The organism is Amycolatopsis sp. NPDC043889, assembly GCF_056435645.1.
Genome location: NZ_JBWKEC010000002.1, coordinates 1 through 25,936, shown reverse-complemented (window position 1 = coordinate 25,936; position 25,936 = coordinate 1). Strand labels below are relative to the sequence as shown.

Below are 25,936 nucleotides of genomic sequence, written 5' to 3'. Positions count from 1 at the left end.
TCATTGCCGGGTGTCGTGCAGGGCTCGATCCCGCACGTCGGCCGGTGTCGGGGCAGGAGTCACGGGCTTCCCCCGGCGGCCGCGGTAGACGACGTAGGGGCGCCACAGGTAGGCCAGCGGCGCCGACCACACGTGGACCAGCCGCGTGAAGGGCCACAGCGCGAGGAAAAGGAATCCGCCGATCGCGTGCAGCTGATAGACGAGCGGCGCGCCGGTCATCAGGTGCGGTTCGGGAGAGAACCAGAAGACGCCGCGGAACCAGACGGCGATCGTCTCGCGGTAGTCGTAACCCTCGCCGAGGAGATTGGTCCCGACCGTGGCGGTCATCCCGAGTACCACCATCGCGGCCAGCGCGACGTAGAGCACCTTGTCCATCGTCGTGGTGACCCGGCGGACGCGGCGGTTGACGAAGCGGCGGGCGATCAGTAACGCGAGGCCAGCCACGAGCATGACACCGGTGACGGTGCCGCCCCAGACTGCGGTGGCGTGGTAGAAGTGCTCGGAGATCCCGATCTTCGCCGTCACCGAAGCGGGCACCAGCAGGCCCATGGCGTGACCGGCGATGACACCGAACGCTCCGAGGTGGAACAACGGTGAGCCCAGCCGCAGGATGCGGCTCTCCAGCAGTTGGCTGGTATGGCTGGTCCAGCCGAACTGGTCGTGGCGCCACCGCCACACGTGACCGAGGAGGAACACCGCCAGGCAGGCGTAGGGGACGACGATCCAGACGAACGTGCTCACGGGGCACTCTCCATCGAACGGTTGTTGAAGGGGTGCGCGTGGGCACACGCTTCGGTACTGAGATCGGGACCGAAGCCGATGGTGGCGACATCGGTGCCGTACGGCGCGAGCCCGACCGATTCCACGGGAGGGCCGTCTTCGGCGAGCGCGCGGATCGTGTCCCGGTCGGCCTCGGTCAGTGGCGGCAACGCGGCGACGACCGCCTCGAGCACGTGCCGGTAGGGCGATCCGCATTCGTCCAAAGTGGAGCGCAGGAGCTCCAGTCCCCGGCGGTGCTGGCGCAGCGGCGCCTCGCCGTCGCCCGGGCCGGCGACCGCGGCGAACTCGAGTACCACCGGCAGCAGATCGGGCAGCTCGCCAGGGGTCAGGCGCAGGCCGTGGGCGCGGTAGCGCTGTTTGAGGGTGAGCAGGGCGATGCCGCGCTTACGGGTGTCGCCGTGCAGGTAGTAGGTCAGGTACAGCCCCGAGCGCCGACGCAGGTCGAACGTGCGGACGTAGTGGGTCTCGACCTGGAGGGAGTCGGTGGTCAGGAACCAGTCGAGGAACGCGGTGAGTTGTTCCCGAACCTCGTCGTGGGTGATCTCGCCGACGGCGGCGGACAGTTCCTTCCCGGCCCCGATCAGTGCGGCGTCGGGGTAGGTGAGCAGCACCGAGGCGAGTTCGAACAGCCGGGTCCGGTCGGTACCCTCCACAAAGGACTGTTCGGGCGCGGTCATGAGCGGCCTCCGGCGGGATCGATGGTCAGGCCGAGCCTGCCGTCGCCGCGGCGCGCGAACAGGCTCCGGCGGCCCGGGCGGACCTGCCGGTCTTCGGTCACGAGGTGGAACCGCTCGGCGGTCGCGGCCGGTTCGGTCATCCCGGGGCCGCCGGCGCAGTCCAGCGAACAGTCCGAAGTGGACGCCGCCTGTGCTTCGAGCGCGGCGGCGTCCTTGGCGTAGGCGGCGGGGATGACGTAGCGCTCGTCGTACTTGGCGATCGCGAGCAGCCGGTACATCGCCTCGATCTCTTTGCCGGACATGCCGACGGCCTCGCAGAGTTCCTCGGCGACGGTGCCGTCGAGGGTGCGGGCGCGCATGTAGGAACGCATCGCGGCGAGCTTCATCAGCACGCCCGCCACCGCGTCGGCGTCGCCCGCGGTGAACAGTTCGGCGAGGTATTCCACGGGGATCCGCAGATCACGGATGGTGTGGAAGACGTCGTCGGCGTCGGTGTCGTCGCGCCCTGCGGCGTTGACGGCGTCCAGCACGGGGGAGAGCGGCGGGACGTACCAGACCATCGGCAGGGTGCGGTATTCCGGGTGCAGCGGCAAAGCGATCTTGTACTCGCTGATCAGCTTCCACACCGGCGAGGCCTGTGCGGCGAGCACCCACTCCTCGGGCAGGCCCGCCTCGGTCGCCATACGCACCGTCTCGGGATCGTGCGGGTCGAGAAACACCGCTCGTTGCGCGGCCAGCAGCTCCCGCTCGTCTTCCACGGAGGCGGCGGCGAGCACCGCGTCCTCGTCGTAGAAGACCAGGCCCAGATAGCGCAGCCTGCCGACGCAGGTCTCCGAACAGATGGTGGGCTGGCCGGCTTCGATGCGCGGGAAGCAGAAGGTGCACTTCTCGGCCTTGCCGGTGGCGTGATTGACGTAGACCTTCTTGTAGGGACAGGCGCTCACGCACATGCGCCAACCGCGGCAGCGGTCCTGGTCGACCAGGACGATGCCGTCCTCCTCGCGTTTGTACATCGCGCCCGACGGGCAGGCCGAGACGCAGGCGGGGTTGAGACAGTGCTCGCAGATCCGCGGCAGGTGGAACATGAAGGTCTTCTCGAACTCGAACCGCACCCGTGCCGCCGCGTCGGGGTCCATCGCGGTGATGTTGGGATCGGTGCCGGCGCGCTCGTGGGCGCCGCCGAGGCTGTCCTCCCAGTTCGCGCCCCATTCGAGGCTCATCGGTTCCCCGGTGAGGGCCGACCTCGGTTGCTTGACCGGGGTGTCGGTGAGCCCGGCGGGCGCGGTGACGAGGACGTCCTTGTCGAAGGTCGCGGGCTCGTAGTAGTCCTCGAGCGTCGGCAGGTCGGGGTTGGCGAAGATGCGCGAAAGCCGCTTCGCACGGCCGCCGGAGCGCAGGACCAGCCGTCCCTTCTTGTCGAGCTTCCAGCCGCCCTTCCAGCGTTCCTGATCCTCGTAGTGCTTGGGGTAACCGATACCGGGTTTGGTCTCGACGTTGTTGAACCAGACGTACTCGGTGCCTTCGCGGTTGGTCCAAGTCTGTTTGCAGGTCACCGAGCAGGTGTGACAGCCGATGCACTTGTCGAGGTTCATCACCATCGCGACCTGGGCGCGGATGCGCATGTCAGTACTCCACTTCCTGGCCGCGGCGGCGGATCACGGTGATCTCGTCGCGCTGGCTGCCGATGGGGCCGTAGTAGTTGAAGGCGTAGGTCAGCTGGGCGTGGCCGCCCGCGAGATGGGTCGGCTTGATGAGCAGCCGGGTCATCGAGTTGTGGTAGCCGCCGCGCTTTCCCTTGCCCTTGCCGCTTTTCTCGGTCTTCGGGACGTTCACGGTGCGTTCGGGGGAGTGATACTGGAACACCGTGCCCTCGGGCATCCGGTGGCTGACGACGGCGCGGGCCACGATCACGCCGTTGCGGTTGACGGCCTCGACCCAGTCGTTGTCGGCGACACCGATCTTGGCGGCGTCCTCGACACTCATCCAGATCACCGGACCACCGCGGGAGAGCGCGAGCATGAGTTCGTTGTCGTGGTACATCGAGTGGATCGACCACTTCGCGTGCGGAGTGAGAAACCGGACGGTCACGCCGCCGTCGGCGAGTTCGCCGGGCTTTCCGAAGTGCCGGGCCATGTTCAACGGCGGCCGGTAGCCGGGCAGATGCTCGCCCAGTTCGGCGACCCAGTCGTGCTCGACGAAGAAGTGCTGCCTGCCGGTGAGAGTGTGCCACGGCTTGCGCCGTTCGACATTGATGGTGAACGGCGAGTACCGGCGCCCGCCCTTTTCCGAGCCGGACCACTCCGGGCTGGTGAACACCGGCTGCGGCGCCTCCTGAGTGGACGCGTACGTGACGTGATCGGTTTCGTGGCCCTCGATCAGGTCGGTGAACTGGTGACCGGTCCGCTTTTCCAGTTGCTGGAAGCCTTCGTGGGCAACGCGGCCGTTGGTCGTGCCGGACAGCGCGAGGATCGCCTCGCACATCCGGTCCGCTGTGGACAGTGACGGACGGCCGGCGAACGGGCCGTCGGGCACGACGCCGTTCTGGTGGCGCAGGTACTCCAGCTCGGTGGTGACGTCGACGGTGATGCCCTTGGTCGTGGTGCCGAGCTTGTCCAGCAACGGGCCGACGGCACGCATCTTCGCGCCGATGAGCGTGTAGTCACGTTCGATCTCGACCAGCTTCGGCATCGTCACGCCCGGCACCGGTTCGCACTCGCCGCGCTTCCAGTCCCGGACCCGGCCGGACGGCGTCGCGAGCTCGTCGGGCGTGTCGTGCTGCAGCGGCGCGGCAAGCACGTCGCGGCGGGTACCGAGGTGGGTGACCGCCAGCTCGCTGACCTTGTCGGCGATGGAGAGGAAGGCGTCGTAGTCGGTGTGCACCTCACCCGGCGGGGCGACGGCGGGTGAGAACGCGTGCACGAACGGGTGCATGTCGGTGGTGGAGATGTCGTGCTTCTCGTACCAGGTGGCGGCGGGCAGGACGACGTCGGAATGCAGGCCGGTGTTGGTCATCCGGAAGTCGATCGCGGTGAGCAGGTCGAGCTTGCCGGTGGGCGCTTCGTCCCGCCACACCACGTCACGGGGACGCTCCTCGGGACCGCACTCGTCGGCCGACGCCAGCGAATCCACGCCGAGCAGGTGCTTCATGAAGAACTCGTTGCCCTTGCCGGAGGAGCCGAGCAGGTTCGCCCGCCACAAGGTCAGGCAGCGGGGGAAGTTGGCGGGGTCGTCCGGGTCGTCGGCGACGGCCTTGAGCCGTCCCGCGCGCAGCTCTGAGACGATGTGCTCGCTCGTGCTCACGCCCGCGTCCGCGGCCTCGTCGGTGAGGTCGAGCGGGTTGCGGTCGAACGCCGGATGGCCCGGCGACCAGCCCATGCGCTGAGCTGCCGCGACGGTGTCGGCGAACGCCATACCCGCCAGCCGTCCCTGTCCCAGCGGCGAAGCGAGCTCGTCGGCGGGCACCTTCTCGTAGCGCCACTGGTCGGTGTGCAGGTACCAGAACGGGGTGCTCGCCTGGTGCCGCATCGGTCGCTGCCAGTCGAAGGCGAAGCTCATGTGCTGTTGCCCGGTGATCGGCCGCGCCTTCTCTTGGCCGACGTAGTGCGCCCAGCCGCCGCCGTTGACGCCCTGGCAGCCGGTGAGCGTGACCAGCGCGATGAAGGCGCGATAGGTCATGTCCGAGTGGAACCATTGGTTCGCGCCCGCGCCGAGCGCGATCAGGGAACGGCCGCGGCTGCGCTCGGCGTTGCGGGCGAACTCGCGCCCGATCTTGGCCGCCATCGCCGCGGGAACACCGGTGAGCCGCTCCTGCCACGCGGGCGTGTGCGGGGCGTCGGCGTCGGCGTACCCGGTCGGCCATTCGCCGGGCAGGTCGCCGCGACGGACGCCGTACTGGGCCATGATGAGGTCGAAGACGCCGGTGACGAGGTGGTCGCCCACGCGCTTGACCGGAACACCGCGGCGCATGGTGGCGCCGCCCTCGGTCTCGCCGATGTCGAACCGGGCGAGGTCCACGGGAACCTGTCCGGTGGCGTGATCGAGCACGCCGAGCGCGGGCACGACGTCGCCGAGGTCGAGGTTCCACCGGCCTTCGCCCTCAGGGCCGTAGCGGAATCCCAGCGACCCACCCGGCACCACCGGGGCACCGGACGTGTCGTCGAGCAAAACGGTCTTGTGTCGCGCGCCAGGATCTTCGTCGCCGAGGTCCGCGGCGGTGAGGAACCGGTCCGCGACATAGACGCCCGGTTCCTGTTCGCGAAGCGTCACCAGGAAGGGCAGGTCGGTGTAGGACCGCACGTAGTCGGTGAAGTAGGGGACCTGGCGGTCGCGGAAGAACTCGGTGAGCATCACGTGGCCCATGGCCATCGCCAGCGCACCGTCGGTGCCGGGCCGAGGGGCGAGCCAGTCGTCGGCGAACTTGACGTTGTCGGCGTAGTCGGGGCTGACGGCGACGACCTTGGTGCCGCGGTAGCGGGCCTCGGCGAGGAAGTGGGCGTCCGGGGTGCGGGTGACCGGGATGTTGGAGCCCCACATGACCAGGTAGGTGGAGTTCCACCAGTCGCCGGCCTCGGGGACGTCGGTCTGGTCGCCCCACACCTGGGGCGAGGCGATCGGCAGATCGGCGTACCAGTCGTAGAACGACAGCAGCGTGCCGCCCAGCAACGCGTGGTAGCGGGTGCCCGCCGCGAAGGACGCCATGGACATCGCCGGGATCGGTGAGAACCCGACGACACGATCGGGCCCGTAGGCCTTGGTGGTGTACACATGCGCGGCGGCGACCAAGGTGGTCACCTCGTCCCACGACGCGCGCACGAACCCGCCGCGACCGCGCTGTCCTTTGTAGACGGCTGCCTTGCGCGGGTCCTCGACGATGTCGGCCCAGGCTTCGACCGGATCGCCGAACCGCCGCAGCCCCGCCCGGAACATCGTGATCAGCGAGCCCCGTACGTAGGGGTGCCGGACTCGGGAAGGCGAGTACTCATACCAGGAAAAAGACGCCCCGCGCGGACAACCCCGGGGTTCGTAGTCCGGGCTGTCCGGGCCAGTGGTCGGGTAGTCGGTCGCCTGGTGCTCCCAGGTGATCAGCTCGTCCTTGACGAATACGTTCCACGAGCACGAACCGGTGCAGTTGACGCCATGGGTCGACCGCACGACCCGGTCGTAGCTCCATCGGTCGCGGTAGAACGACTCCCAGGCACCGGAATCGATCTGGTGGAGGGTCCGGCCGTGGTCACCGACCGTCTCCTTGGTCAGGAAACGACGGGCACCGAGCAGCGGCCCGTGGCCGGGAACGTGGTCGTTCGCAGGGGCAGGATGGGAAGACACGGGGACGCGGCTCCTTCGAGTGATCCGGACACCGGGACCGAGGCGGGTGACCGGTAAGGCATCACCTATGTTCGGCGAGAGCGGCCCGCCGATCACCAGGCGAACGTCCCGCACGGAGGGACCTTCGGTCCCGTCCTGCCGGGCCATCCGGCGGGCTACTGTTCGACCAGGCCGGTGGCGAGCAGGATCACGCCGAGCGAGCCGACGAGCGCGGTGATGGACGCGGCTCGTGCGGCGGCGGGCCGTCGCTTGGCCTGCGCGATGCCGTGCACGGTCGCCGCGGCCATGACCAGGGTGAACAGGATCAGCTTCGCGGCCAGGACGCGGCCGTCCAGCCGATGGCGGCGGCCGGCATCCAAGCCGCCGGACCTCGCGGACGGCGGGTGCCGAGCGCACGAACGAGCGGGATCATCGCAACAGTGACACCGGCGGCGTAGCACGCGAGACCGGCGAGGGTCAGCCATTGGCTCGCCGCGAGAATGCCGCCCACGGTGAGGACCAGTCCCACCGCCAGCACCGGGAGCGCGCGACGCGCCGCCGAAGCGGTGCCGTCGGCGATCCGGGTGCCGAGTGTGGTCGGCCACAGGGTGAACAGGGTGCCCAGCACCGCGAATCCCACCCAGCTCAACAAAGTCAGGTGGACGTGCGCACCCCACAGGCGCGAGTACCAGATCGGGGTCGCGGCCCCGGTGCCGAGCGCCGCACCCGTGACGGCGCCGGCCAGTAGCGCGACGCTCGCCGAGGCGTAGAAGCCGATGAGGTGGCCGAACCGGCGCTGAAGCGCCTTTCGGTAGGTACGCACCAGGAAAACGGTGTGCACGGCGGCGATCACGCAGACGCCCGCGGCACCGGCACCGGTCACCACGGATACGTCCGTGGTGACTCCGGCGAGCACGGTGACCACGAAAAGGTTCAGTGCCATCAGTCCGGCCGCCACCCGTCGGACGGGTGGGGCCGGTGCGCGGCACAGCGTCACCACAAAGTGTTCGGACCAGATCAAGATGGCGTTGGTGACCGCACCCAGCAGCAGGGCGTGCAGCGCGACCCAGCCCGGCAAGCCGAGCACTTGGTGCGCGGCCGACAGCACGACGGCGACGGCCAGCCAGCCCAGCACCACCGCGTTGGCCCACACGAACAACGGCCCTCGCGGGCGCGCCGCGGTCGGTGGCGCGAGGTCGGTCCGAGGTGTTTCGTCCACGCCGTCGAGGAAAGCCGGACGGCGATTCCGCCGAAAGGGACGTTCGGCCCGCGAGGACGGGACCGTCGATCTCTGTCGATCCGCCGGTTCGGTTCGCATCCTTGAGCTGTCCACTACTTACGACGAGAACGTCCGAGGCGACATGACGACGCACGTGACAACGCCGGGTACGGATCCGGCCATGGGCAACAAGGACGAGAACGACGGCGGACCACCGGCCGGTCGGCGGATGCTCATGCTGGCGATCGCGACCGTGGGTTTCGCGGTGAACTTCTGGGCGTGGGCGTTGCTGAGCCCACTCGGCCCACTGTTCAAAGAGGACCTCGGGCTGAGCGCGTTCCAGCAGGCGCTGCTGGTCGCCGTCCCGGTCGTGGTCGGCTCGGTCGGGCGGATCCCCGTTGGTGCGTTGACCGACCGGTACGGCGGACGCGTGATGTTCCCGCTGGTCTCGGTGGCGACGATCGTGCCGGTGCTCTTCCTCGGCCTGGTGGGGGATACCTCGCTGGCGGCCCTGCTGGTCGGCGGATTCTTCCTCGGCATCGGCGGTACCGCGTTCGCCGTGGGGGTGCCGTTCGTCAACGCCTGGTTCCCGCCACAGCGACGTGGACTGGCGATCGGCGTGTTCGGGGCGGGCATGGGCGGTACCGCGATCAGTGCCTTGACCACCGTGCCGCTCGTGGACGCCGGCGGAGCGGCGACACCGTTCGTACTCACCGCCGTCGTACTGGCCCTCTACGCCGTCACCGCGTTCCTGCTGCTGCGGGACGCACCAGGCCGGACGGTGCCGACCGAGTCCGCCCGCCGCCGCTTGGCCGACACGGCTCGCCTGCCCATCACGTGGCAGGCATCGGCGCTGTACGCGGTCGCCTTCGGTGGCTACGTGGCGTTTTCCGTCTATCTGCCCGCCTATCTGAAGGCTGCCTATGGGCTTACGCAGGCCGACGCTGCCAACCGGATGGCCGGCTTCGTGCTCTTGGCCGTGCTGATGCGCCCCGTGGGCGGGTGGCTGTCCGACCGTATCGGACCGGTGCGGGTCTTGGCCGGAGTCTTCGCGGTGGTCACCGCCGCGGCTGCGGTCACGGCGTTCACCCCGGCCCTGATGCCGGTCGGCACGATCACCTTCCTGTCCATGGCCGCCGCGCTCGGCGCCGGCAGTGGCGCTGTCTTCGCGCTCGTCGCGCTGCTGGCACCGGGGAACAAGGTCGGTTCGGTCACCGGGATCGTCGGCGCAGCAGGTGGTCTGGGCGGATTCGTGCCGCCACTGGTGATGGGCGCCCTGTACGGGGCGTTGGGCTCGTACGCCCTGGGCCTGGCCGCCCTGGCCGCTGTCGCCGCCGCCGCGTTGGCCTTCACCGCGACCGCCGTGCGTGGTGCGATCGCCGAGCGTGAGGCCGAGCAGTTCGAGTCGTGTGGCTGACAGAACGGGCACGAACTCGTGCCACCGCGCATCTGCTGTGTTGGTCGCGAACCTCCGTGGACGTCCGCGGGCTCGTGCCCTCGGCGCTCCGGGGTCCGATGTCAGTGCCTCGCCGACACCCATCCCGGCCAAGGGAGCCAGGGCACGGCGTCCTCTGCGGTGCAGCCAGATCACTCCGCCAAGTCAACGGCGAAAGTCATGCTCCGGCACTGCCACCCGGGAGAGCCGCGGGGCGCTGTCGCAAGGCCCGAGCACGGTCCAGTACGGGGGCTTCGCTCCGCATCGCGAAGGCACCACACTGATTCCCGCTCGCCACCGCAGAGGACTATCAGACGCGCCATAGGCGTTCAGTCGGACTTCGAGGCGGCCAGCCGGTTCAGCAGACGGATCCGGCCGTGGTTGGGGACCGACCGGATCGGGTGCCCGGCAAGGCCCCAGTGCCCGAGAAGGGTGTTCGCCGCGGTCCAGCCGGTGGCGGCCGCGCGTTCCATGAGGGCGACCGGGAGGTCGATCCGGATGCCGTCGCCCGCGAGCGCGAGGGCCGGGTCCGGGGTTTCCACCGTGGGCCGTCGGGCGAAGTCGCCGACGCCGAACAGCGGGCAGTCTTCGCGCCACAACGTGATTTCGCCGACGACGCGAGCTTCCCGGGTCTCCGGGTAGATCTCGTGGAGGCGGCCTTCCAGTGCCTTTTCCAACCCGCTCGAGTCCTCGGTGGTGGCCGCGTAGGCGTGCAGTTCGACGACCGATCCGCCGGTGCGGGCGGCCCAGCGCCGAGCTTCTCCCTCGTACCGGTCGAGCAGGCTGATGTTGTCCAGCGGCGGGATGCTTCCGGTGCCGAGGAACGGTGAACGATGTGACTCGACCGGGCGGTCGAGCCAGAGCCGCCGGACCAGGAAGGGCGGGGCGGTACGCGAACCGCCGACGTCGGCTCGCCAGGCCTCGGTGCCGATACCCGGTGAAGCGGCGACGATTTCGCGCAGCCCGGAGACGTCGCAGGCGAGGACCACGCCGTCGAAGTTCTCTGTCCGGCCGCCTGATTCGATGGCGAAACCTTCCGGGGTCCGGCCGAGGCCGGTCACCGTCGTGCCGGTGCGGATGTCGGTGCGGCGGCCGGTGAGATAGCTCGCGAGCGGGTCCCAGAGCGCTTGGGGGAACGGCTCGGTCGGTACGTCGAAGACCAGACCTTCGCTGGAGCCCAGGAAATACAGGTGGAACATGGTCGCCAGCTCGGCGGCCGACAGGTCGCGCGGGTCGGCGAAGAAGCTGCGGGAGAAGACCTCGAACGCGAGGTGCTTGGCGGCGGGCGGGAAGTTGATCGCTTCGAGGAAGGTCGAGGCGTCGGTGCGGTCGAGCCGGTGGTAGATCTCCGGCACGCTGACCGTCGCCAGCGGCAACGCCTCGCGGCCGCTGAGATGCAGCAGATCCTTGCGGGTGAAGGTCGGGCTACGCCAGGCGAACGCCACCGCGTTCCACGGCGGGGTGCGCGGAAGCCCGGCGAAGGTGTCGATGCGGCCGTGTGCGTCCAGCAGCGGGTAGTCGGTCAGCGGGGTGAGCCGGTCCAGCCGCGGATCGGTGCGCGCGAGCAGGGCGCGCAGGTTGTAGTACTGGCGGAAGAACGCGTGGAAACCCCGGCTCATGGTCACCGCGGTGCCGTCCGCCAGCTGTTCCCGCCAACCGCCGACCCGGCCGCCGAGATGGCCCTCGCGTTCGAAGACGGTGACGGCGACGCCGCGTTCGGCCAGTCCGGTAGCCGCGGTGAGCCCGGCGATGCCGCCGCCCACGATCGCGGCGGTGGGACGCCGTCCGAGCAGTCCGGCGTCGGCCAGCCCTGGCGGGGCCGGCCGGGTGACGCGGCGGGGGTCCCTGGGGCCGGTCACACCGTCTCCGAGGGCGCGGTGCCGACGACGGTGTGGACGATGTCCCGCTGCCAGCCGCCGACGGTCGCGGTGTGGACGCCGGTGAAGCCGGCGTCGGTGAGGCGCCGGGCGAGTGAGGTGACGCCGTCGAACTCGAGGACACTGCGGCGGAGATGACGGTAGAGCGTGGCGTCGCCGGTGGTGAGCTTCCCGAGCGGGATGATCACACCCGCGCAGACGGCGTTCCAGACCCAGCGGGCGCGCGGGGAATCGCGGACGGAGTACTCGTGCACCGCGATCCGCCCACCCGGCCGGAGCAGCCCGCGAAGCCGTCGCAGCTGCGTGGTCGGGTCGATGAGATTACGCAGCAGGTACGCCGCCAGGATGCCGTCGAACGGACCGTGGATCCCGGCCAGCTCCTCGACCGGTGTGTGCACGAATTCGACGCTGTCCGGCCAGGTCTTGCTCCGGGCTCGCTCCAGCATTTCGCCGGACGCGTCGAAGGCGGTGATCCGGGCGTTCGGCATCACCGACAGGAGGGCCGCCGTGGACGCGCCGGTTCCGCAGCCGGCGTCCAGCACCCGCGATCCGGATGCCTCCGCGGGAAGGGCGAGCCGCCGGGCCGAAAGGCGCAAGTGTTCGTGGTAGCCGGGATTCGCGCCGACGAGGCGGTCGTAGAACCGGGCTTCGGTGTCGAAGGCCGAAGGCACGGTATCGCGCGGCAAACCGTCCCGCGCCATGGCGTTCATCGCGCTTCCTCTCGTGATCGGGCTCGTTCCCACAGCAGCAGCACGGCGGTCACCATCGCGAAGCCGAAGAGGAAGTCTTCGACCGGGATGTCCCAGGGAAACCGCCAGCCGGTGATGTGTTCGGGCGCGTAGAGGACGATCGGCGAGGACAGCTTCGTCAGCCAGCCGTCGACGGGGATCTGGAAGCCGGTGACGATCGCCATGGTGAGCCAGTAGGCGGGTTTGCGGAACAGCCCGGTCTTCAGCACGGCGAGCTCGAACAGTACGACCACGATCACCGAGACGACGGCCGGAACGGTGTAACCCCAAGGGATCATCGCCGGACCGCCTGTTTCCCGCGCCGCCGGACCGCGGTGAGGGTGAGCTGGACCGCTTCGTAGGTCAGCACCCCGCAGATCGGGATCACGACGAAGAACAGGATCTCTTCCAGCGGAAGGGAGAACGGGGCGCGGACGCCGGTGACGAATTCGGGCGCGTAACTCCAGACCTCACCGGCGATCGCCAGCGCGTCCCAGACGAGGAAGACCACGGCCACCGGGAGCAGCGCGCGGGCGAGGCGTTTCGGCTGCCGGTAGACGCGGGCGCCCGCGATTTCCAACGGGAGCGTCACCAGGACACATGCCGCCAGTACGACCAGGTATTCGACCTTGCCCACTCAGCCCACCGCCGAAGGGGGAGCGGGGGCGGGATGCCGCGTCCGAGCCCACTGTGAACGGGCGAGCGCGCCACAGGCGACCCCGAGCCGGCGGCGCCGGGACACCGTCGCCCGGCCGGCGAAGACGTCGTGGCCGGCGTCTTCGATCCGGTCGAGGATCTCCCCGTACAGGGTCGCGGCGGTGGCCACGCAGGGGCGTGAGACCGGATGCAGCATCGCGATTCCCGGCCGCGCTTCGGCGTAGACGCGCCGGGTCACCGCGATCTGTTCCTTGATCGCGGCCCGCACGCGGACGTCGGCTCGGCCGTGCTCGGCGCACCAGGAGAGCCGTTCGCGGTCGACGTCGTGTTCCTTGAGTTCGTCGGCGGGCAGATAGACCCGGCCGCGCGCGAAGTCCTCGGCGACGTCGCGGAGGAAGTTGGTCAGCTGGAAGGCCTTGCCGAGCGCGGCGGCGCGCGGTGCCGCCTCTTCGCGAGGAGCCACGGCGCCGAGGATCGGGAGCACCTGCAGGCCGATCACCTCCGCCGAGCCGCGCACGTAATCGTCGAGATCGTGTCTGGTGGCGTAGTCGGTGACGCTCAGATCCATCCGCATCGACGTGAAGAAGTCGCGGAAGAGCGGTTCCTCCAGCTCGTACCTGGCCGCCGTGTCGATCACCGCCGCCAGCAGGGGATCGTCACTGGTCCCCGCGGTCAGCTCGGCGAGAAACCGACCCTCCACTTCGGACAGTCGTGTGGCCAAGGACTCCGGGGTGGTGTCCGCGTCGGGCTCGTCGACGATGTCGTCCAGCCATCGCGCGAATCCGTAGAGCGCGTGGACGGCGGGCCGTTGCGCTGGGGTCAGCATGCGGGTCGCCAGAAAGTACGTCCGGCCGTGCCGGGCGTTGATGTCGCGGCACCAGGTGTACGCGGCTCGCAGGCTCGGGTCGTGGATTTCGGCGGCGTCGAGTTCGCGTCGGGTCATCGGCTCGCCTCCGTGGTCAGGTCGAGGACGCGCGAGCGGCGTCCGGGCACGCCGGTGATCCGGTCGGCGGCCAGCCTGCCGGAGATCAGCACGGTCGGCACGCCCACTCCCGGCACCGTCGCACCTCCGGCGAGGACGACGTTTTCGGTGCCACGTGGGAGGTTTCGGGGCCGGAACGGTCCGGTTTGGACGAAGGAATGGGCGTAGCCGAAGGGGGTTCCGGCCACGAGCCCGCGGTCGGCCCAGTCGGCGGGGCTGATGACCTCGGTGAACTCGGGTTCGAAATCCGGCAGGAGCCGCTGCCGCGCGACGGCGAGGATCTCCTCCGCGTACGGTCCGGCTTCGGCGGCCCAATCCGCGGGGCCCCGGTCGAGATTCGGGACCGGCGCGAGGATCGAGTAGAGCTGACGGCCCGGCGGTGCGAGGCCCGGATCGGTCGCGGTCGGCCGGGTGATCAGCAGGGACGGGTCGCTCATGCGGCGGCCGGTGGTGATGAGTTCGTCGAAGGTCGAGCGCCACCCGTGTCCGAAGGAAATGGTGTGGTGCCCGACATCGGGCCGGGTATCGGGGCCGCCGGTGTGCAGGATCAGCGCCGACGGCGCGGGCCGCAGCGGAACAGGCCGCGTCGGAGCTCGGCCGAGCAACCGGTAGCTCTCGGGTAGCTCGGTCGTGAGGACGACGGCGTCGCACGGATGGCGTTCGCCGGCGGCCGTGCGGACCGCGTGGATCCGGCTGCCGTCGCGTTCGAGCGTGCGCACGGGGTCGCCGTAGTGGAAGGTGACGCCGTTCTCGGCGGCGACCCGGGCGAGCGCCTGGGGCAGTGCCGCGACCCCGCCGGGAGGGAAGTACACGCCGCCGACAGTGTCCATATAGGAGATGACCGCGTACAGCGCGAGCGCCCGCATGGGCGACTCGCCCGCGTAGAGCGCTTGGAAGGTGAACACCCGCTTCAGCCGCTCGTCGGACAGGAAAGACCCGATCTTCGGGTCCAGCCGCCGGAATCCGCCCAGCGCCACCAGACGGGCCAGATCCGGGTTGAGCATGCCCAGCGGTGAGTCGATGTTCGAGTCGATGAACCGGCCGAACTCGGTGCGGTAGAGCCGGGTCAGCCAGTCGCGCAGCCGGAGGTAGCCCGCGGCCTCGGCAGGCCCGGCGAACTCGCGTACCGCGTCCGTCATCGCCGCGGCGTCGGTGTGCACGGGCAGGGTGCTGCCGTCGGCGAACTGTGCCAGGTAGGCCGGGTCGAGCCGGGTGAGCGGCAGTTCCTTGTCCAGTTCGGCGCCCACGGCGCCGAAGGTGTCCCGCAGGATCGACGGCATGGTCAGCACCGTCGGGCCGGTGTCGAGCAGATAGCCCTTGCGTTCGACGCGCCCCGCGCGGCCACCAGGGCCCGGGTCGCGTTCGAGGACAGTGACCTCGCGACCGCGACCCGCCAGGTGCAACGCGGCCGCCAGCCCCGACAACCCCGCTCCCACGACGACGATCCGGTCCGTCCGGCCGGGCACCGTTTTCACTGGTCGCGCTCCGTGCACCGGGTGGCGAGGACGGCCAGCGCGTCCGCGGACTGTCGGGGGACGACGGCTGGGTCGATGACCGCGAGCGCCTTGTCGGCACGTTCCCGGATGAGTTCGCCGAGGCGTTCGCGTGCGCCGGTCGCCGTGATCAGTTCGCGCCATCGGGCCACCGCGTCGTCGTCGACCGTGGTCAGGTTCAGCAGTTCGCCGAGTTCGTCACGCTGCCGCCGGTCGGCCATCTCCACGGCGAGCACCACGACGCTGGACGCCTTGCGATCGCGGAGGTCCTGGCCGGCGGGTTTGCCGGTGACCGCGGGATCACCGAAGACACCGAGCAGGTCGTCCTTGAACTGGAACGCCTCGCCGACCAGGCCGCCGTACTCGGCGAGGGCGGCCATGACGTCCGGACCGCAGCCCGCCAGCGCCGCGCCGAACTCCAGCGGCCTGCGGACGGTGTAGTTGCCGGACTTCCGGCGCAGCACGTCGAGCAGCGCGTCCCAGCCGGGAAGCGTCCGGGCGTCGTTCACCAGATCGGCGAGTTGGCCCACCGCCAGCTCCGCGCGCATCGCGTCGTACCTGGGCCAGCCGCGCGACAGCGTTTCCGCGTCCAAACCGGACTCCCGGAGCAGCTGCTCCGACCAGACCAGGAAAAGGTCACCGGCGAGCGTCGCCGCGGATTCGCCGAACCGGTCGGCGGAGCCACTCCACCCCTGTTCGGCATGCCACCGCGCGAACCGCACGTGCAGCGCGGGACGGCCCCGCCGCAGCGCCGAGGCGTCCATGACGTCGTCCTGCGCCAGCGCGAAACAATGGAGCAATTCCAAGCTCGACGCGGCCCGCAGAGCGGCGTCCGATTCCGGGCCTCCGCATCGCCAGCCGACATAGGCGAACATCGGCCGGAGGAATTTCCCTCCGGCGAGGAACTGAGGGAGGACGGTTTCCGCGAGTTCGCCCTCGCCACGGCCGGAAAAGTGCTCGGCGGCCCGTGCTGCGACGAAACCGTGGGCTTCGGCAAGACAACGCCCGCTCAAAGCGTCCAGCCAGGCGACCTGCGCCTCCTTCGACGGCACTGTTCCCGCCGCCATTGTCGACGCCATCGCCTTCCCTCCGCCGATCCGGTGATTTCGTTTCATAACCGTTTCACGTCTGGTGTACCTTGTCTACTAGATCCGGCGGTACGCCCGCAACTCGAGCGGTGTCGGCTGATAGGGCAAGGAAATCGTGGGTTTCCCGGGATTTCCCGGCTCAAACCCGGATCGCTCGCGGATCGAAGAAAGACCGTCTCGCGGACGAGAGTGGCCCGGTCCCCGCCACCCTCAGGAGCCCGGCGCCCCTCGCGCCTGGCTCCGGATGCCCGGCGGCGCCTGGTGTGGACCGGTCCTTCCCTTGGGCCCCTCCGTGGCGCCGCCGGGCGTTCTTCGTTCCGGGGACGGTATGCGCCTGCCCACGTCCGGTGACCTCGTAAGCTGCCCGCAGTGATAGCCCTGTGAGCGGGCACTGGCACCGGAAATGTGGAACGGATGGACGTCGACGAGATGAGCGGCCTTGGCGGCCCCCGAGCCGGCGGTTCGTGGACCCCCGGCAAGGTCGCCGAGATGCTGGGCGTCTCGCCGGTCACGCTCCGGACCTGGGATTCGCGTTACGGGGTCGGCCCCACCCTTCGTGCAGGCGGGCGTCATCGCCGTTACTCGGACGCGGATGTTCGCAGGTTGCAGCATATGCAGCGGCTGATCGACCGGGGAATTCCCGCCCGCGAGGCGGCCGCGGCGGCGTTCTCCGGTATCGGTGAGACGGTCCCGGTCGTACCCGTCGACAGGCTGGTCGACGAACTCGAGCAGGCCGCGGAAGACCTCGAGTTCGCTTCCATCGCGGCGTTGCTGGACGAGACCCTCGACGCGGTCGGCGCGGCGGCGACGTGGGCCGACGTGTTGCTGCCGATCCTGCGTGGCCTCGGAGGCCGCTGGTCCCGGGGTGACGTGTGTTTCGAGTCGGAATGGGCGCTCACCACCGAGGTTTCCCTGGCACTGCAACGCTACGTCGCCCGATTCACCACCGCGCCGTCTGAACGCGGAGTACTCATCGCCTGTTGCCCGGAGGAGCGGCACAGCCTGCCGGTCGAGGTTCTCCGGGCGTCCCTGGCGGAGATCGGTGTCCCCGCCGTCTACCTCGGTCAAATGGTGCCCGCGGAGACCTTGGCCGGTCTGGCGTCCAGAATGGATCCGGTGCTGGTGGTCCTGTGGTCGATGTCCGCCAGTACCGTCGACGTCCTGCTGTGTGAGCGTCTGCAGCGGCAGGGGTCCGAGGTCGTAGTCGCCGGTCCCGGCTGGGAGGGCCTCAACGTTCGTGGCGCGCCCTGGGTCAACGATCTGACCACCGCGCTGGAGGTCGCCGCCGCCCGCTTCAAAGCCTAAACCGTTGCGAGATCGCTTCAAGTGCCTGAGGATTGCTGGGTATGGATCGTTCCGGCAGAGGACGCGCGGCAGGAGGGTTTCCGGTGGATCTCAGGCGGCAGGTGGTCGAGCGCTGGCCGGCGAAGTGGCCGGTCCAGCCGTTCCGGGAACCGGCTTGGGCCCGGCAGGAACCGACCTACCGCGAATGCCGCCCCGCGCTGATCGACGCCGCGGTCAAACGCGCCGACGCCCGTCCGGCGGGCAACTGGTTCGTCGTCGCGGCCAGTCGTGAGATCGGCGCGGATCAGCCACTGGGTCTGCGCGCCGGTGGCCGGGAACTGGTGGCCTGGCGTGGTCCGGATGGTGACCTGGTCATCGGCCCGGGTGCCTGCCCGCATCTCGGTGCTCCGCTCGACCAGGCTCGTGTCCATTGTGGAGAGTTGGTCTGCCGGTGGCACGGATTGCGGATCGGGCCCGAGCGGCCGGGCTGGTCACGGCTGCCGTCCCATGACGACGGAGTGCTCGCCTGGGTTCGCCTCGACCGCTTCGGTGGTGAAAGCCCCACGGAGCGGCCGATCGTGCCCGTCCGTCCGCGAGGCGACGTCACCATCGACGCGGTCGCGACGCTGACCGGGACCTGCGAACCGGTGGACGTTGTCGCGAACCGGCTCGATCCTTGGCACGGAGCGTGGTTCCATCCGTACTCGTTCACCCGGCTGAAGGTCCTGTCGGCTCCACAAGGGAACGACGTCACCGGCGCCGAGGACAAGTTCGTCGTCGAAGTGACCTTCCGGCTCGCCGGGAAACTGGGCGTGCCGGTGATCGCCGAGTTCACCTGCCCCGAGCCGCGCACGGTGCTGATGACCATCGTCGACGGCGAAGGCGCGGGCAGCGTGGTCGAAACCCATGCCACGCCGCTCGGGAACGGCCCCGACGGACGACCGCGTACCGCCGTGATCGAGGCGACGATAGCCACGTCCGACCGGCCCGGTTTCGCCAAGGCCGCCCGGATCGCACCGGCTCTGCGGCCCCTGATGCGCCGTGCGTCCGCGCGTCTCTGGCGGGACGACCTCGCCTACGCCGAGCGGCGCTATGCCTTGCGAGCGGGAGACGTCGCCGATGGCCGGGCATGAACCGACGTCGTGATCGTGGGTGCGGGCAGATGCTGGGCGCGGTGCAGAAACCGCTGCTCAAACTGCGGCATGTCGATGGGTGACGAGAACCTGTGGCACGTGGTGGACGCTCCGGCGGTGGGCGTCGAGCCGTTTCCGGTCCCGGTAGTGTGCCGGTACTGATGCGCCTCTGTGAAAAACTCTTGGGGTACACGATGAGCATGGATGAGGATGCCCGTGTGGCCGCGTCGGTGGACAAGGTCTCGGTGGGGCGGGTGTATGACTATCTGCTGGGCGGGTCGCACAACTTTGCCGTCGATCAGGCGTTCGCCGAGCAGCAGCTTGCGGTGCTGCCGGAGATCCGGGATTTCGCCCGTGCGAATCGGGCGTTCCTCGGCCGGGCTGTCCGTTTCATGGTCGGGCAGGGCATCCGGCAGTTCGTGGACATTGGCTCCGGATTGCCGACGCAGGGCAATGTGCACGAGGTCGCCGATGAGGTGGCACCGGGTGAATGCCGGGTGGTCTACATCGACAACGAGCCGATTGCCCGGGCGCACGCGCAGATCCTGCTGGAGCAGACTGCGGACCCGAACCGGCATGCCGCGCTGGACGCCGATTTCTTCGACCGGCGTCTGCTGTGGGATCGGGTGCTCGACACGGGCCTGATCGACCGGACGCGGCCGATCGGGCTGCTGCTGGTGGCCCTGTTGCATTTCATGCCGGACGGGCAGAATCCGCACGCCGCGCTCGGGTTCCACCGCGCGATGCTGCCGCCGGGCAGTTTCCTGGCGGTGTCGCATATTCATGTCGCGCCGGAGGATGTCGAGACGCAGAACGCGGGCAAGAAGGTGGCGCAGGAGTACGGGCGCCGGACCAATCACACGGCGATCATGCGGTCGCGTGAGCAGATCGCCGAGTTCTTCGGAGACTTGGAGCTGGTCGAGCCCGGCCTGGTGTGGCTACCTCAATGGCACCCCGACATCGCGTGCGCCGGCAAGGACGCCGCCCGGTCGCGTGGTCTGGCCGGCGTCGCGCGCACCCACTGAAAGTCCGAGACCGACCTGAATTGGTTCAGCTGTCCCTACCGATGAGCTCGTACGCGATGTAGCTTTCTCAAGCGCCGAGGTGGTGTTGGCGGGATCGATGGCTGTTCCCGATGGCGGTGTTCCGGCTCCGGGGGTGGTCATGGTAGGTGGGTCCGGACCGTCGGACCGGAACAACGACACTCACTTTCCCCCGATCCGCCGACACCTCGTGGAAGCCGGGATCGCTGTGCTGTCATACGACAAGCGCGGTGTTGACGCGTCCTCCGGTGACTGGCGCGAAGCGACCATCGACGACTTGGCGGTCGACGCCGTCGCCGCCCTGGACTTCCTCCGTGCGCAACCCGGAGTGCAAGCCGAAACCACAGGACTGTTCGGGCACAGCGAAGGCGGCTGGGTCGTCCTGTGCGCCGCGGCCCGAGAGGATGTTCCCTGGGTGGTCACCAACGGCTGCCCCGGCATGACACCCGCTGCTCAGGACCGGTACGCACTGGCTAACGCCCTCCGGCAGACAGTCGGCGTCACGTCCGACGACGTCGATACTGCTCTGGCCGCGTACGACCGTCTTGTCGGCGCCGGTCGGCACGGTGCCGACTTCGCCGAAGCAACGAGACTGGTCCGGTCCGCGCCGATCTCTGCTGCTGTCAATGATCTGTTCAGCGAGTACTGGGCCGAGATGGACGAGAGTCTCTGGGAGTTCACCAAGCGCAAGCAAGACCACGATCCGATCCCGAACGCGCTGCGCCTGCACTGTCCGCACCTGGCGATCTTCGGTGGCGCCGATGAACTGGTTCCGGTGGCCGACAGCATCTATCTGTTCTCCGCGGCCGGCTGCCATCCCGATCGCCATCCTCGGGCCACGCTGACCGTTGAGGTGTTTCCCCACGCCAACCACCGCGTTCAGGTAGACGGCGGCACCGGTCTGGCGTCCGGCTACCTCGAAACCCTGACCCGGTGGATCACAGAGCGGACTTGACATCGATTCGCCCAGCCGACGCACGCCCATCGGCAGAAGCGGACGGGCAAGCGATTGCATGGGTCAGCCGTCTGAGCTTGACCTTCCCACTTCGGGGCGGAAACTCGGCATACCCAGGGCTGTGGTGTATTGGGTGGCCAACGCCTGCATAGCCTCGAGCTTCTGTGTTGCGGCGGCCAGGGTGGTCTCGATCGCGGCGACCTCACCGAACCAGTCCTGCTCCTTCGCCTCATCAAGTCGGTCGGCTCACACCCCGGTGAGATCCACAGGCAGGCTCAGCATCTCCCAGCTGGCCCTCGAAGCAGGCGTCAAACGCTGGTATCTCACCCACCAGCACCTAGACCTCAAGGACCTGTTCCAAGCTCGTGTGAAGGCAGCGGACAACACCCCGGCCGCGTTCGAGAAGCGACTCGGCGACTACGAGTTGCTCAAGAAGAAGCACGCGGAGCTGCTGACCTACACCGCAGGACTTGAGGAACGCCTCGCAATCTACGCCGCGTCGCTCAACCTGCTGAGTCTGGAGAACGCTGCCTTGGCCGAACAGAGCAAAACCGCCGCCCGCGTTACTCCCATCCGGCCTCGGTCACCGCGCCTGAATACTGAGGGACTGGCCTTGTCAGCCGGAGTGGCGGACGTGACGTGATCATTCCTTCCGGACTAGGAGCGGGGCGCAACGCACTCGATGCGACATGAGCGGATGGGGCGCGGGCGAAGCTAGGGCTGGCGCAGCGGCTGCCGGCGGCGGCGGTGCTGTCCGATGTCGACGTTGTCGTCCACATCGGACACGTGATTGTCGGGCAGTACGTGGCCGAGAAGCTCAGTGTTCCCGCCGTGCCCGCGCTCCCGGGTGCCGATGTATGTGTCGGCGAGCGAGTTCTCCGGCCCGGCCAGGATGTTCCGCAAACGCTGCCGCGCTGGCTCAACCGGGCCACGTTCGCGGGTATGCGGAGGCCGGCGCTGCTGTTCGGGCGGGAGGTCGACCAGTTGCGCACTGGGCTCACCGGTCGAACCGCCCTGACCTTGTGGGTGGCGGGACCGAAGGGCCCGGAGGTTGCTTCAGGAGGTGGATAGCTCGCCGGGTGAGGTGCCGAAGAGCCAACGGTTTCCTTCGGGGTCTTGGAGTTCGCAGTCGCGGGTCCCGTGAGGCGTGTCGTAGGGCTCGCGGACCACGTCGGCTCCGGCGGCGACGGCGCGGGCGAAGAGCGCGTCGGGGTCGGGTTCGACGACGTAGCACCGAACCGGCGCCACGGGCATCCGCTGTCGTGGATCGACGTAGTCGTTGCCGTCCAAGCCCAGCATGATGCCGCCGCCGCGAGGGCCGGCGAGTTCGGCGTGAACGAGTTGCCCGGTGTGGTCGGGATAGGCGACCCTGACCTTGAAACCGAATGCCGTTTCGTAGAAGTCGATCAAAGTGCGAAGGTCACGGCATCGCAGGGTGGGCCAGATTTGAGGGCCGGCCGGGGTGAGCCCGGCCGTGTTGCTTGTCGTCATGAGGACCAGACGGTAGGAGGCGACCCCGCTGCGGGGGAAGACCTGGGCCTGGTGGCAACCATCACAGAAACTCGCTAAGCTAGTTAGTGACTTATCTAGTAGTCTACTGGCCATGACTTCCTCTGCTCGCGGCTCTCGTCGCGCCGACACGACGCCCGCCGCCGGGCCGGACCATCTGCCTGGTCGGCGGACGGTCGAGTCCCCTGGCGTGGGCAACGCGGTGATGGAACGCCTGCAAGAGGTGGGGACGTTGACGCGGGTGATCGAGCAGCGCCTAAGCGGGGCTCTGGGGATCAACGCCACGGATCTGGCGGCAATGGAGCACCTCACCACCGACGGCCCGTTGACCGCCAAGGAGCTCGCGGACAGGCTGCGGGTCTCGACCGCGGCGAGCACGCACGTCGTGGACCGGCTGGAGAAGGCCGGGCACATCGTCCGCCGTCCGCATCCCACCGATCGCCGCAAGGTGATGGTCGAGCCGGTCGCGGAGTCGGCGGACCGGCTCTTCGGTCACTTGCGTCCGCTGCTGCGCGGCGTGGAGGGCCTCGTCGAAGCGCTGGCCCCCCGCGACCGGGATGTCGTGGAGGCCTTCTTGACCGGAGTCGTGCAGATCTACACGGACACAGCGGACTCCTTCCCCAAGCGCTGACTTTTCTCGCCGCGGCAGGCAAGCCGCCACACATGCCCACCGGGGGCGTTCGTTCCGCGCGGATGTCCTCCGGCGTACGAACGCGCCTGGAAACGGGCGCTACCACCAGAATCTGGAGAAAATCATGTCTATACCCGAGAAGAAGATATCGCCGCGGGCGGTGTGGTGGCTGCTGGCCACCGTGCTTGTCGTCGAGTTGATGGATCTGATCGACTCGACGATCGTCAACGTGGCGGGCCCGTCGCTCGAGCGGTCCCTGGGTTCGAGTCCGGTCGGCTTGCAGTGGGTGATCGGCGGCTACGCCCTGACGCTCGGCGCGGGCCTCGTGCTGGGCGGGCGGCTCGGTGACCGCTTCGGCCGCCGTCCGATGTTCCTGTTCGGGCTCGTGGCCTTCACCCTCGCGTCGCTGCTGTGTGCGGTCGCGCCGAGTGTCGGACTGTTGATCGCCTTCCGCCTGGTCCAGGGCGTGGCGGGGGCGATGATGCTGCCGCAGGGCCTCGGCATCCTGCGCGACAACCTGACGCCCCGTGATCTCACCAAGGCCCTCGCGATCTTCGGGCCGGTGCTGGGACTCGGCGGTGTGCTGGGCCCGGTATTGGGTGGTGCGCTGGTCGACTGGGATGTGTTCGGCCTCGGCTGGCGGCTGGTGTTCCTGGTCAACGTCCCGGTCGGTCTCGTCGCACTGGTGTTGGCCTGGCGGCTGGTGCCCCGCGGCGCCGGGGTCCGGACTCTGCGCGTGGACATCGTCGGCGCGGTGCTCGTCGCCGCCGCGTCCGCGCTGCTGGTCCTGCCGCTCAACGAGGGGCAGGCCGCGGGATGGCCGTTGTGGACTTGGCTTTCGCTGTCCGCCGCCGCGCTCGGCTACGTCGGATTCGCGCTGTGGCAGCGCCGTGTCGTGCGCCTGGACCGCGACCCGCTGGTCACCCCGGCCCTGTTCGGCAAACCCGCGTTCACCGTCGGGCTGGCCGCGGTCGCGCTGTTCTTCGGCGGCCTGATCGGCACCCAGCTGGTGCTGACGTTCTTCCTGCAGATGGGCCAGGGTTTCACCGCAGGGGAGGCCGGGCTGGGCAATCTGCCGGTCGCGCTGGGCACCGCCGTCGGCGGCGGGATCAGCGGGGGATTGCTCGCCGCCAAACTCGGCAGGGCCGTCCTGCAAGCCGGGGCCATCGTCCAGTTCGCGGGTGTCGCCTGGCTGTGGATCGCTCTGGCCGACACCACCGGTTTCACGATCTGGCAGATCGTGCCCGGCAGCGTCGTCGCCGGCATCGGTGCGGGCATCGTGATCGCCGCGGTGTTCAACACCGTGCTCGGCGCCGTCGACGACGACGAGGTCGGCTCCGCCTCCGGCGTCCTGTCCGCGGTCCAGGCGATCGGCGGCTCGGTCGGTGTCGCGGTGTTCAGCACCGTGTTCTTCGCCGACGTCACCCAGCCCACCGAGAGCTTCCGTGACGCCCTCGTGGTCCAGGCGATCGTCATCGGACTGTTCCTGCTCATCTCACCGCTGTTCCCCCGTCGCGCCCGCCCCGACGACGCGGACCTCGCCGCCGATACCGACGCCACGACACCGGCGGACATCGTGGACGCGGACACCACGGTGGCGAGCGCCGCGCCCGCCTCCCGGACCGCAGACGGCTCCCGCTGATCATGGGCACCGCGCCCGGTGCCCATGATCAGGCACCCCAGCATCCCGCTCCGTAAGGAGGACACCCATGTCCCGCACCATCTTGATCTCCGGCGCCAGCATCGCCGGGCCCGCGCTCGCCTACTGGCTCCACCAGCACGGCATGACCGCGACCGTGATCGAACGCGCGCCGGAACTACGCCCTGGCGGGCAGACCGTCGACCTGCGCGGCGCCGGCCGCACCGTCATCGAACGGATGGGCCTCGAACAGGCCGCCCGCGACCGCATCACCCATGAGGAGGGAATGCACTTTGTCGACGCCCGCAACCGGATCCGAGCGTCGTTCGGCACCGATTCCCTTGATGGCGACGGGTTCGTCACCGAACTGGAACTCCTGCGCGGTGAACTCGCCAGCCTGCTTCACCAGCACACCCGCGACGACATCGACTACGTCTTCGGCAACGAGATCACCGGGCTGACCGACACCGGCGACGGCGTGGACGTCACCTTCCGCAACGGCGCGGACCGGCGATTCGACCTCGTCGTCCTCGCCGACGGCCTCCGATCCCGCACCCGCGACCTCGTCTTCGCCGACATCGCCCGCACCCGCTCGTTCGGTCTCTACACCGCCTACTTCACCATTCCCCGCGCCGAGTCCGACGGCCGCTGGGCCCGCTGGTACAACGCCCCCGGCCGCCGCGTCGTCCTCCTGCGCCCCGACAACCAAGGCACCACCCGCGCCTCACTGTCCTTCCTGTACCCGCAACCCGGACTCGAACGGCTGCAAGCCCCCGCACAACAGGACTTCCTGCGCCGCCACTACGCCGACGCCGGCTGGGAAACCCCACGCGTCCTCGACACCATGGCCGACTCACCGGACTTCTACTTCGAATCCATCGGCCAGATGCACCTCAAGCACTGGTCACGCGGCCGGATCGCGGCCGTCGGCGACGCCGCCTACTGCGCCTCCCCGCTCAGCGGCATGGGCACCAGCCTCGCCCTCGTCGGCGCCTACGTCCTCGCCGGCGAACTCAGCCGACACACCGACCACCACGACGCCTTCCACGCCTACGAAACCATCATGCGGCCCTACGTCGCACAAGCACAGAAAGTCCCATGGATCGCGCCCCGCCTGGCCTCCCCGAAAACCCACACCGGCATCCGCCTCCTCAACACCATCGCAAGCCTCGCCACCAACCCCAAAATCAGCCGCCTCGCCACCCGATTCACCAACCCACCCTCAGACGCCATCGACCTTCCTACCTACCCCTGAGTTGCCCCGCGCTTTCCGGACAGTCGGCCCACTAAGGTGGGAGAGACTGGATCGGAGAATTGAGTGTCTCAGCGTCGGCGGAAGTTTTCGCCTGAGTTCAAGGACGAGGCCGTGAAGATGGTTCTGGACGGGTCCAGGCCAATTGCCCAGGTTGAGCTTCCCCCCGTAGCGTGGAGGACTCCACTATGCTGCTTGCTGTTCGGGGTTGGTGGCGGTGTTTTCGTAGTCGATCGGGGATATCAGTCCA

The 25,936-nt window shown here is 69.1% G+C and carries 24 protein-coding genes; 9 read left to right on the top strand and 15 right to left on the bottom strand.

Annotation, left to right across the window (positions count from 1 at the left end; all coding sequences use genetic code 11):
- The 6 genes from narI to AC0685_RS05635 all read right to left on the bottom strand — a co-directional run bounded on the left by narI (position 1) and on the right by AC0685_RS05635 (position 7,980).
- Positions 1–741, bottom strand: coding sequence for a respiratory nitrate reductase subunit gamma (narI, locus tag AC0685_RS05660; protein ID WP_478224493.1), 741 nt, complete (start codon positions 739–741; stop codon positions 1–3).
- Positions 738–1,457 carry a nitrate reductase molybdenum cofactor assembly chaperone gene (gene narJ / locus AC0685_RS05655; RefSeq protein ID WP_478224492.1) on the bottom strand — a complete coding sequence of 240 codons (720 nt, stop codon included), beginning with the start codon at positions 1,455–1,457 and terminating at the stop codon, positions 738–740. Before narJ ends, narI begins: the two co-directional genes overlap by 4 nt.
- Complete coding sequence (narH, locus tag AC0685_RS05650) at positions 1,454–3,079, bottom strand: nitrate reductase subunit beta (protein WP_478224491.1); 1,626 nt, start codon at positions 3,077–3,079, stop codon at positions 1,454–1,456. Before narH ends, narJ begins: the two co-directional genes overlap by 4 nt.
- Position 3,080: 1 nt before the next feature.
- A complete protein-coding gene (locus AC0685_RS05645; RefSeq protein ID WP_478224490.1) occupies positions 3,081–6,782 on the bottom strand; it encodes a nitrate reductase subunit alpha in 3,702 nt (1,233 codons plus the stop codon).
- Positions 6,783–6,937: 155 nt separating this feature from the next.
- Complete coding sequence (locus AC0685_RS05640; protein WP_478224489.1) at positions 6,938–7,141, bottom strand: hypothetical protein; 204 nt, start codon at positions 7,139–7,141, stop codon at positions 6,938–6,940.
- On the bottom strand, positions 7,087–7,980 hold the full coding sequence (locus AC0685_RS05635) for a hypothetical protein (protein ID WP_478224488.1): 894 nt from the start codon (positions 7,978–7,980) through the stop codon (positions 7,087–7,089). Before AC0685_RS05635 ends, AC0685_RS05640 begins: the two co-directional genes overlap by 55 nt.
- 181 nt (positions 7,981–8,161) lie before the next feature.
- On the opposite strand from AC0685_RS05635, the gene AC0685_RS05630 reads away from it, so the two are divergent.
- Positions 8,162–9,397, top strand: coding sequence for a nitrate/nitrite transporter (locus AC0685_RS05630; protein WP_478224888.1), 1,236 nt, complete (start codon positions 8,162–8,164; stop codon positions 9,395–9,397).
- Between the two features lie 347 nt (positions 9,398–9,744).
- Here AC0685_RS05630 and AC0685_RS05625 read toward each other — a convergent pair whose 3' ends face one another.
- From AC0685_RS05625 to AC0685_RS05595, 7 genes are read right to left on the bottom strand one after another with little or no spacing between them, the layout of a single operon-like run.
- Positions 9,745–11,274, bottom strand: a complete 1,530-nt coding sequence (locus AC0685_RS05625) for an FAD-dependent oxidoreductase (protein WP_478224487.1) — start codon at positions 11,272–11,274, stop codon at positions 9,745–9,747.
- Positions 11,271–12,002, bottom strand: coding sequence for a class I SAM-dependent methyltransferase (locus AC0685_RS05620; protein ID WP_478224486.1), 732 nt, complete (start codon positions 12,000–12,002; stop codon positions 11,271–11,273). The genes AC0685_RS05625 and AC0685_RS05620 overlap by 4 nt, the downstream gene beginning before the upstream one ends.
- Entirely contained in the window at positions 11,999–12,319 is a 321-nt protein-coding gene (locus AC0685_RS05615; protein ID WP_478224485.1) for a lycopene cyclase domain-containing protein, read from the bottom strand. The genes AC0685_RS05620 and AC0685_RS05615 overlap by 4 nt, the downstream gene beginning before the upstream one ends.
- Positions 12,316–12,657 (bottom strand): lycopene cyclase domain-containing protein, encoded by a 342-nt coding sequence (locus AC0685_RS05610; RefSeq protein WP_478224484.1) that lies wholly within the window; start codon positions 12,655–12,657, stop codon positions 12,316–12,318. Before AC0685_RS05610 ends, AC0685_RS05615 begins: the two co-directional genes overlap by 4 nt.
- Entirely contained in the window at positions 12,658–13,620 is a 963-nt protein-coding gene (locus AC0685_RS05605) for a phytoene/squalene synthase family protein (RefSeq protein WP_478224483.1), read from the bottom strand.
- Positions 13,617–15,134 (bottom strand): phytoene desaturase family protein, encoded by a 1,518-nt coding sequence (gene crtI, locus AC0685_RS05600; protein ID WP_478224482.1) that lies wholly within the window; start codon positions 15,132–15,134, stop codon positions 13,617–13,619. Before crtI ends, AC0685_RS05605 begins: the two co-directional genes overlap by 4 nt.
- Entirely contained in the window at positions 15,131–16,231 is a 1,101-nt protein-coding gene (locus tag AC0685_RS05595; protein WP_478224481.1) for a polyprenyl synthetase family protein, read from the bottom strand. The genes crtI and AC0685_RS05595 overlap by 4 nt, the downstream gene beginning before the upstream one ends.
- Positions 16,232–16,654: 423 nt before the next feature.
- Between AC0685_RS05595 and AC0685_RS05590 the strand changes: the two genes are divergently transcribed.
- The 5 genes from AC0685_RS05590 to AC0685_RS05570 all read left to right on the top strand — a co-directional run bounded on the left by AC0685_RS05590 (position 16,655) and on the right by AC0685_RS05570 (position 21,298).
- Positions 16,655–17,545 carry a MerR family transcriptional regulator gene (locus tag AC0685_RS05590; protein WP_478224480.1) on the top strand — a complete coding sequence of 297 codons (891 nt, stop codon included), beginning with the start codon at positions 16,655–16,657 and terminating at the stop codon, positions 17,543–17,545.
- 83 nt (positions 17,546–17,628) lie between these two features.
- The gene (locus AC0685_RS05585) at positions 17,629–18,657 is read left to right on the top strand and encodes a Rieske (2Fe-2S) protein (RefSeq protein ID WP_478224479.1); all 1,029 of its coding nucleotides are present in this window, start codon (positions 17,629–17,631) and stop codon (positions 18,655–18,657) included.
- 200 nt (positions 18,658–18,857) lie between these two features.
- Complete coding sequence (locus AC0685_RS05580) at positions 18,858–19,682, top strand: SAM-dependent methyltransferase (RefSeq protein WP_478224478.1); 825 nt, start codon at positions 18,858–18,860, stop codon at positions 19,680–19,682.
- 97 nt (positions 19,683–19,779) lie between these two features.
- Positions 19,780–20,655, top strand: a complete 876-nt coding sequence (locus tag AC0685_RS05575) for an alpha/beta hydrolase family protein (protein ID WP_478224477.1) — start codon at positions 19,780–19,782, stop codon at positions 20,653–20,655.
- Positions 20,656–20,788: 133 nt separating this feature from the next.
- Complete coding sequence (locus tag AC0685_RS05570; protein WP_478224476.1) at positions 20,789–21,298, top strand: hypothetical protein; 510 nt, start codon at positions 20,789–20,791, stop codon at positions 21,296–21,298.
- A gap of 71 nt (positions 21,299–21,369) precedes the next feature.
- Here the strand turns inward: AC0685_RS05570 and AC0685_RS05565 are convergent, their stop codons facing one another.
- Both AC0685_RS05565 and AC0685_RS05560 read right to left on the bottom strand, forming a co-directional pair.
- A complete protein-coding gene (locus AC0685_RS05565) occupies positions 21,370–21,558 on the bottom strand; it encodes a hypothetical protein (RefSeq protein WP_478224475.1) in 189 nt (62 codons plus the stop codon).
- A gap of 153 nt (positions 21,559–21,711) precedes the next feature.
- Positions 21,712–22,146, bottom strand: coding sequence for a VOC family protein (locus AC0685_RS05560; protein ID WP_478224474.1), 435 nt, complete (start codon positions 22,144–22,146; stop codon positions 21,712–21,714).
- 112 nt (positions 22,147–22,258) lie between these two features.
- Between AC0685_RS05560 and AC0685_RS05555 the strand changes: the two genes are divergently transcribed.
- The 3 genes from AC0685_RS05555 to AC0685_RS05545 all read left to right on the top strand — a co-directional run bounded on the left by AC0685_RS05555 (position 22,259) and on the right by AC0685_RS05545 (position 25,689).
- Positions 22,259–22,795, top strand: coding sequence for a MarR family winged helix-turn-helix transcriptional regulator (locus tag AC0685_RS05555; RefSeq protein WP_465510141.1), 537 nt, complete (start codon positions 22,259–22,261; stop codon positions 22,793–22,795).
- A 124-nt stretch (positions 22,796–22,919) separates the two neighbouring features.
- A complete protein-coding gene (locus tag AC0685_RS05550) occupies positions 22,920–24,437 on the top strand; it encodes an MFS transporter (RefSeq protein ID WP_478224473.1) in 1,518 nt (505 codons plus the stop codon).
- A 67-nt stretch (positions 24,438–24,504) separates the two neighbouring features.
- A complete protein-coding gene (locus AC0685_RS05545) occupies positions 24,505–25,689 on the top strand; it encodes an FAD-dependent monooxygenase (protein WP_478224472.1) in 1,185 nt (394 codons plus the stop codon).
- Positions 25,690–25,936: the final 247 nt, after the last annotated feature.

Bases quoted from the DNA above. Each gene is read 5' to 3' on its own strand.
- narJ (WP_478224492.1), bottom strand. From the start codon at position 1,457: ATGACCGCGCCCGAACAGTCCTTTGTGGAGGGTACCGACCGGACCCGG.
- narH (WP_478224491.1), bottom strand. From the start codon at position 3,079: ATGCGCATCCGCGCCCAGGTCGCGATGGTGATGAACCTCGACAAGTGC.
- AC0685_RS05630 (WP_478224888.1), top strand. From the start codon at position 8,162: ATGGGCAACAAGGACGAGAACGACGGCGGACCACCGGCCGGTCGGCGG.
- AC0685_RS05620 (WP_478224486.1), bottom strand. From the start codon at position 12,002: ATGAACGCCATGGCGCGGGACGGTTTGCCGCGCGATACCGTGCCTTCG.
- AC0685_RS05615 (WP_478224485.1), bottom strand. From the start codon at position 12,319: ATGATCCCTTGGGGTTACACCGTTCCGGCCGTCGTCTCGGTGATCGTG.
- AC0685_RS05605 (WP_478224483.1), bottom strand. From the start codon at position 13,620: ATGACCCGACGCGAACTCGACGCCGCCGAAATCCACGACCCGAGCCTG.
- AC0685_RS05595 (WP_478224481.1), bottom strand. From the start codon at position 16,231: ATGGCGTCGACAATGGCGGCGGGAACAGTGCCGTCGAAGGAGGCGCAG.
- AC0685_RS05590 (WP_478224480.1), top strand. From the start codon at position 16,655: ATGGACGTCGACGAGATGAGCGGCCTTGGCGGCCCCCGAGCCGGCGGT.
- AC0685_RS05580 (WP_478224478.1), top strand. From the start codon at position 18,858: ATGGATGAGGATGCCCGTGTGGCCGCGTCGGTGGACAAGGTCTCGGTG.
- AC0685_RS05575 (WP_478224477.1), top strand. From the start codon at position 19,780: ATGGCTGTTCCCGATGGCGGTGTTCCGGCTCCGGGGGTGGTCATGGTA.
- AC0685_RS05560 (WP_478224474.1), bottom strand. From the start codon at position 22,146: ATGACGACAAGCAACACGGCCGGGCTCACCCCGGCCGGCCCTCAAATC.
- AC0685_RS05555 (WP_465510141.1), top strand. From the start codon at position 22,259: ATGACTTCCTCTGCTCGCGGCTCTCGTCGCGCCGACACGACGCCCGCC.
- AC0685_RS05550 (WP_478224473.1), top strand. From the start codon at position 22,920: ATGTCTATACCCGAGAAGAAGATATCGCCGCGGGCGGTGTGGTGGCTG.
- AC0685_RS05545 (WP_478224472.1), top strand. From the start codon at position 24,505: ATGTCCCGCACCATCTTGATCTCCGGCGCCAGCATCGCCGGGCCCGCG.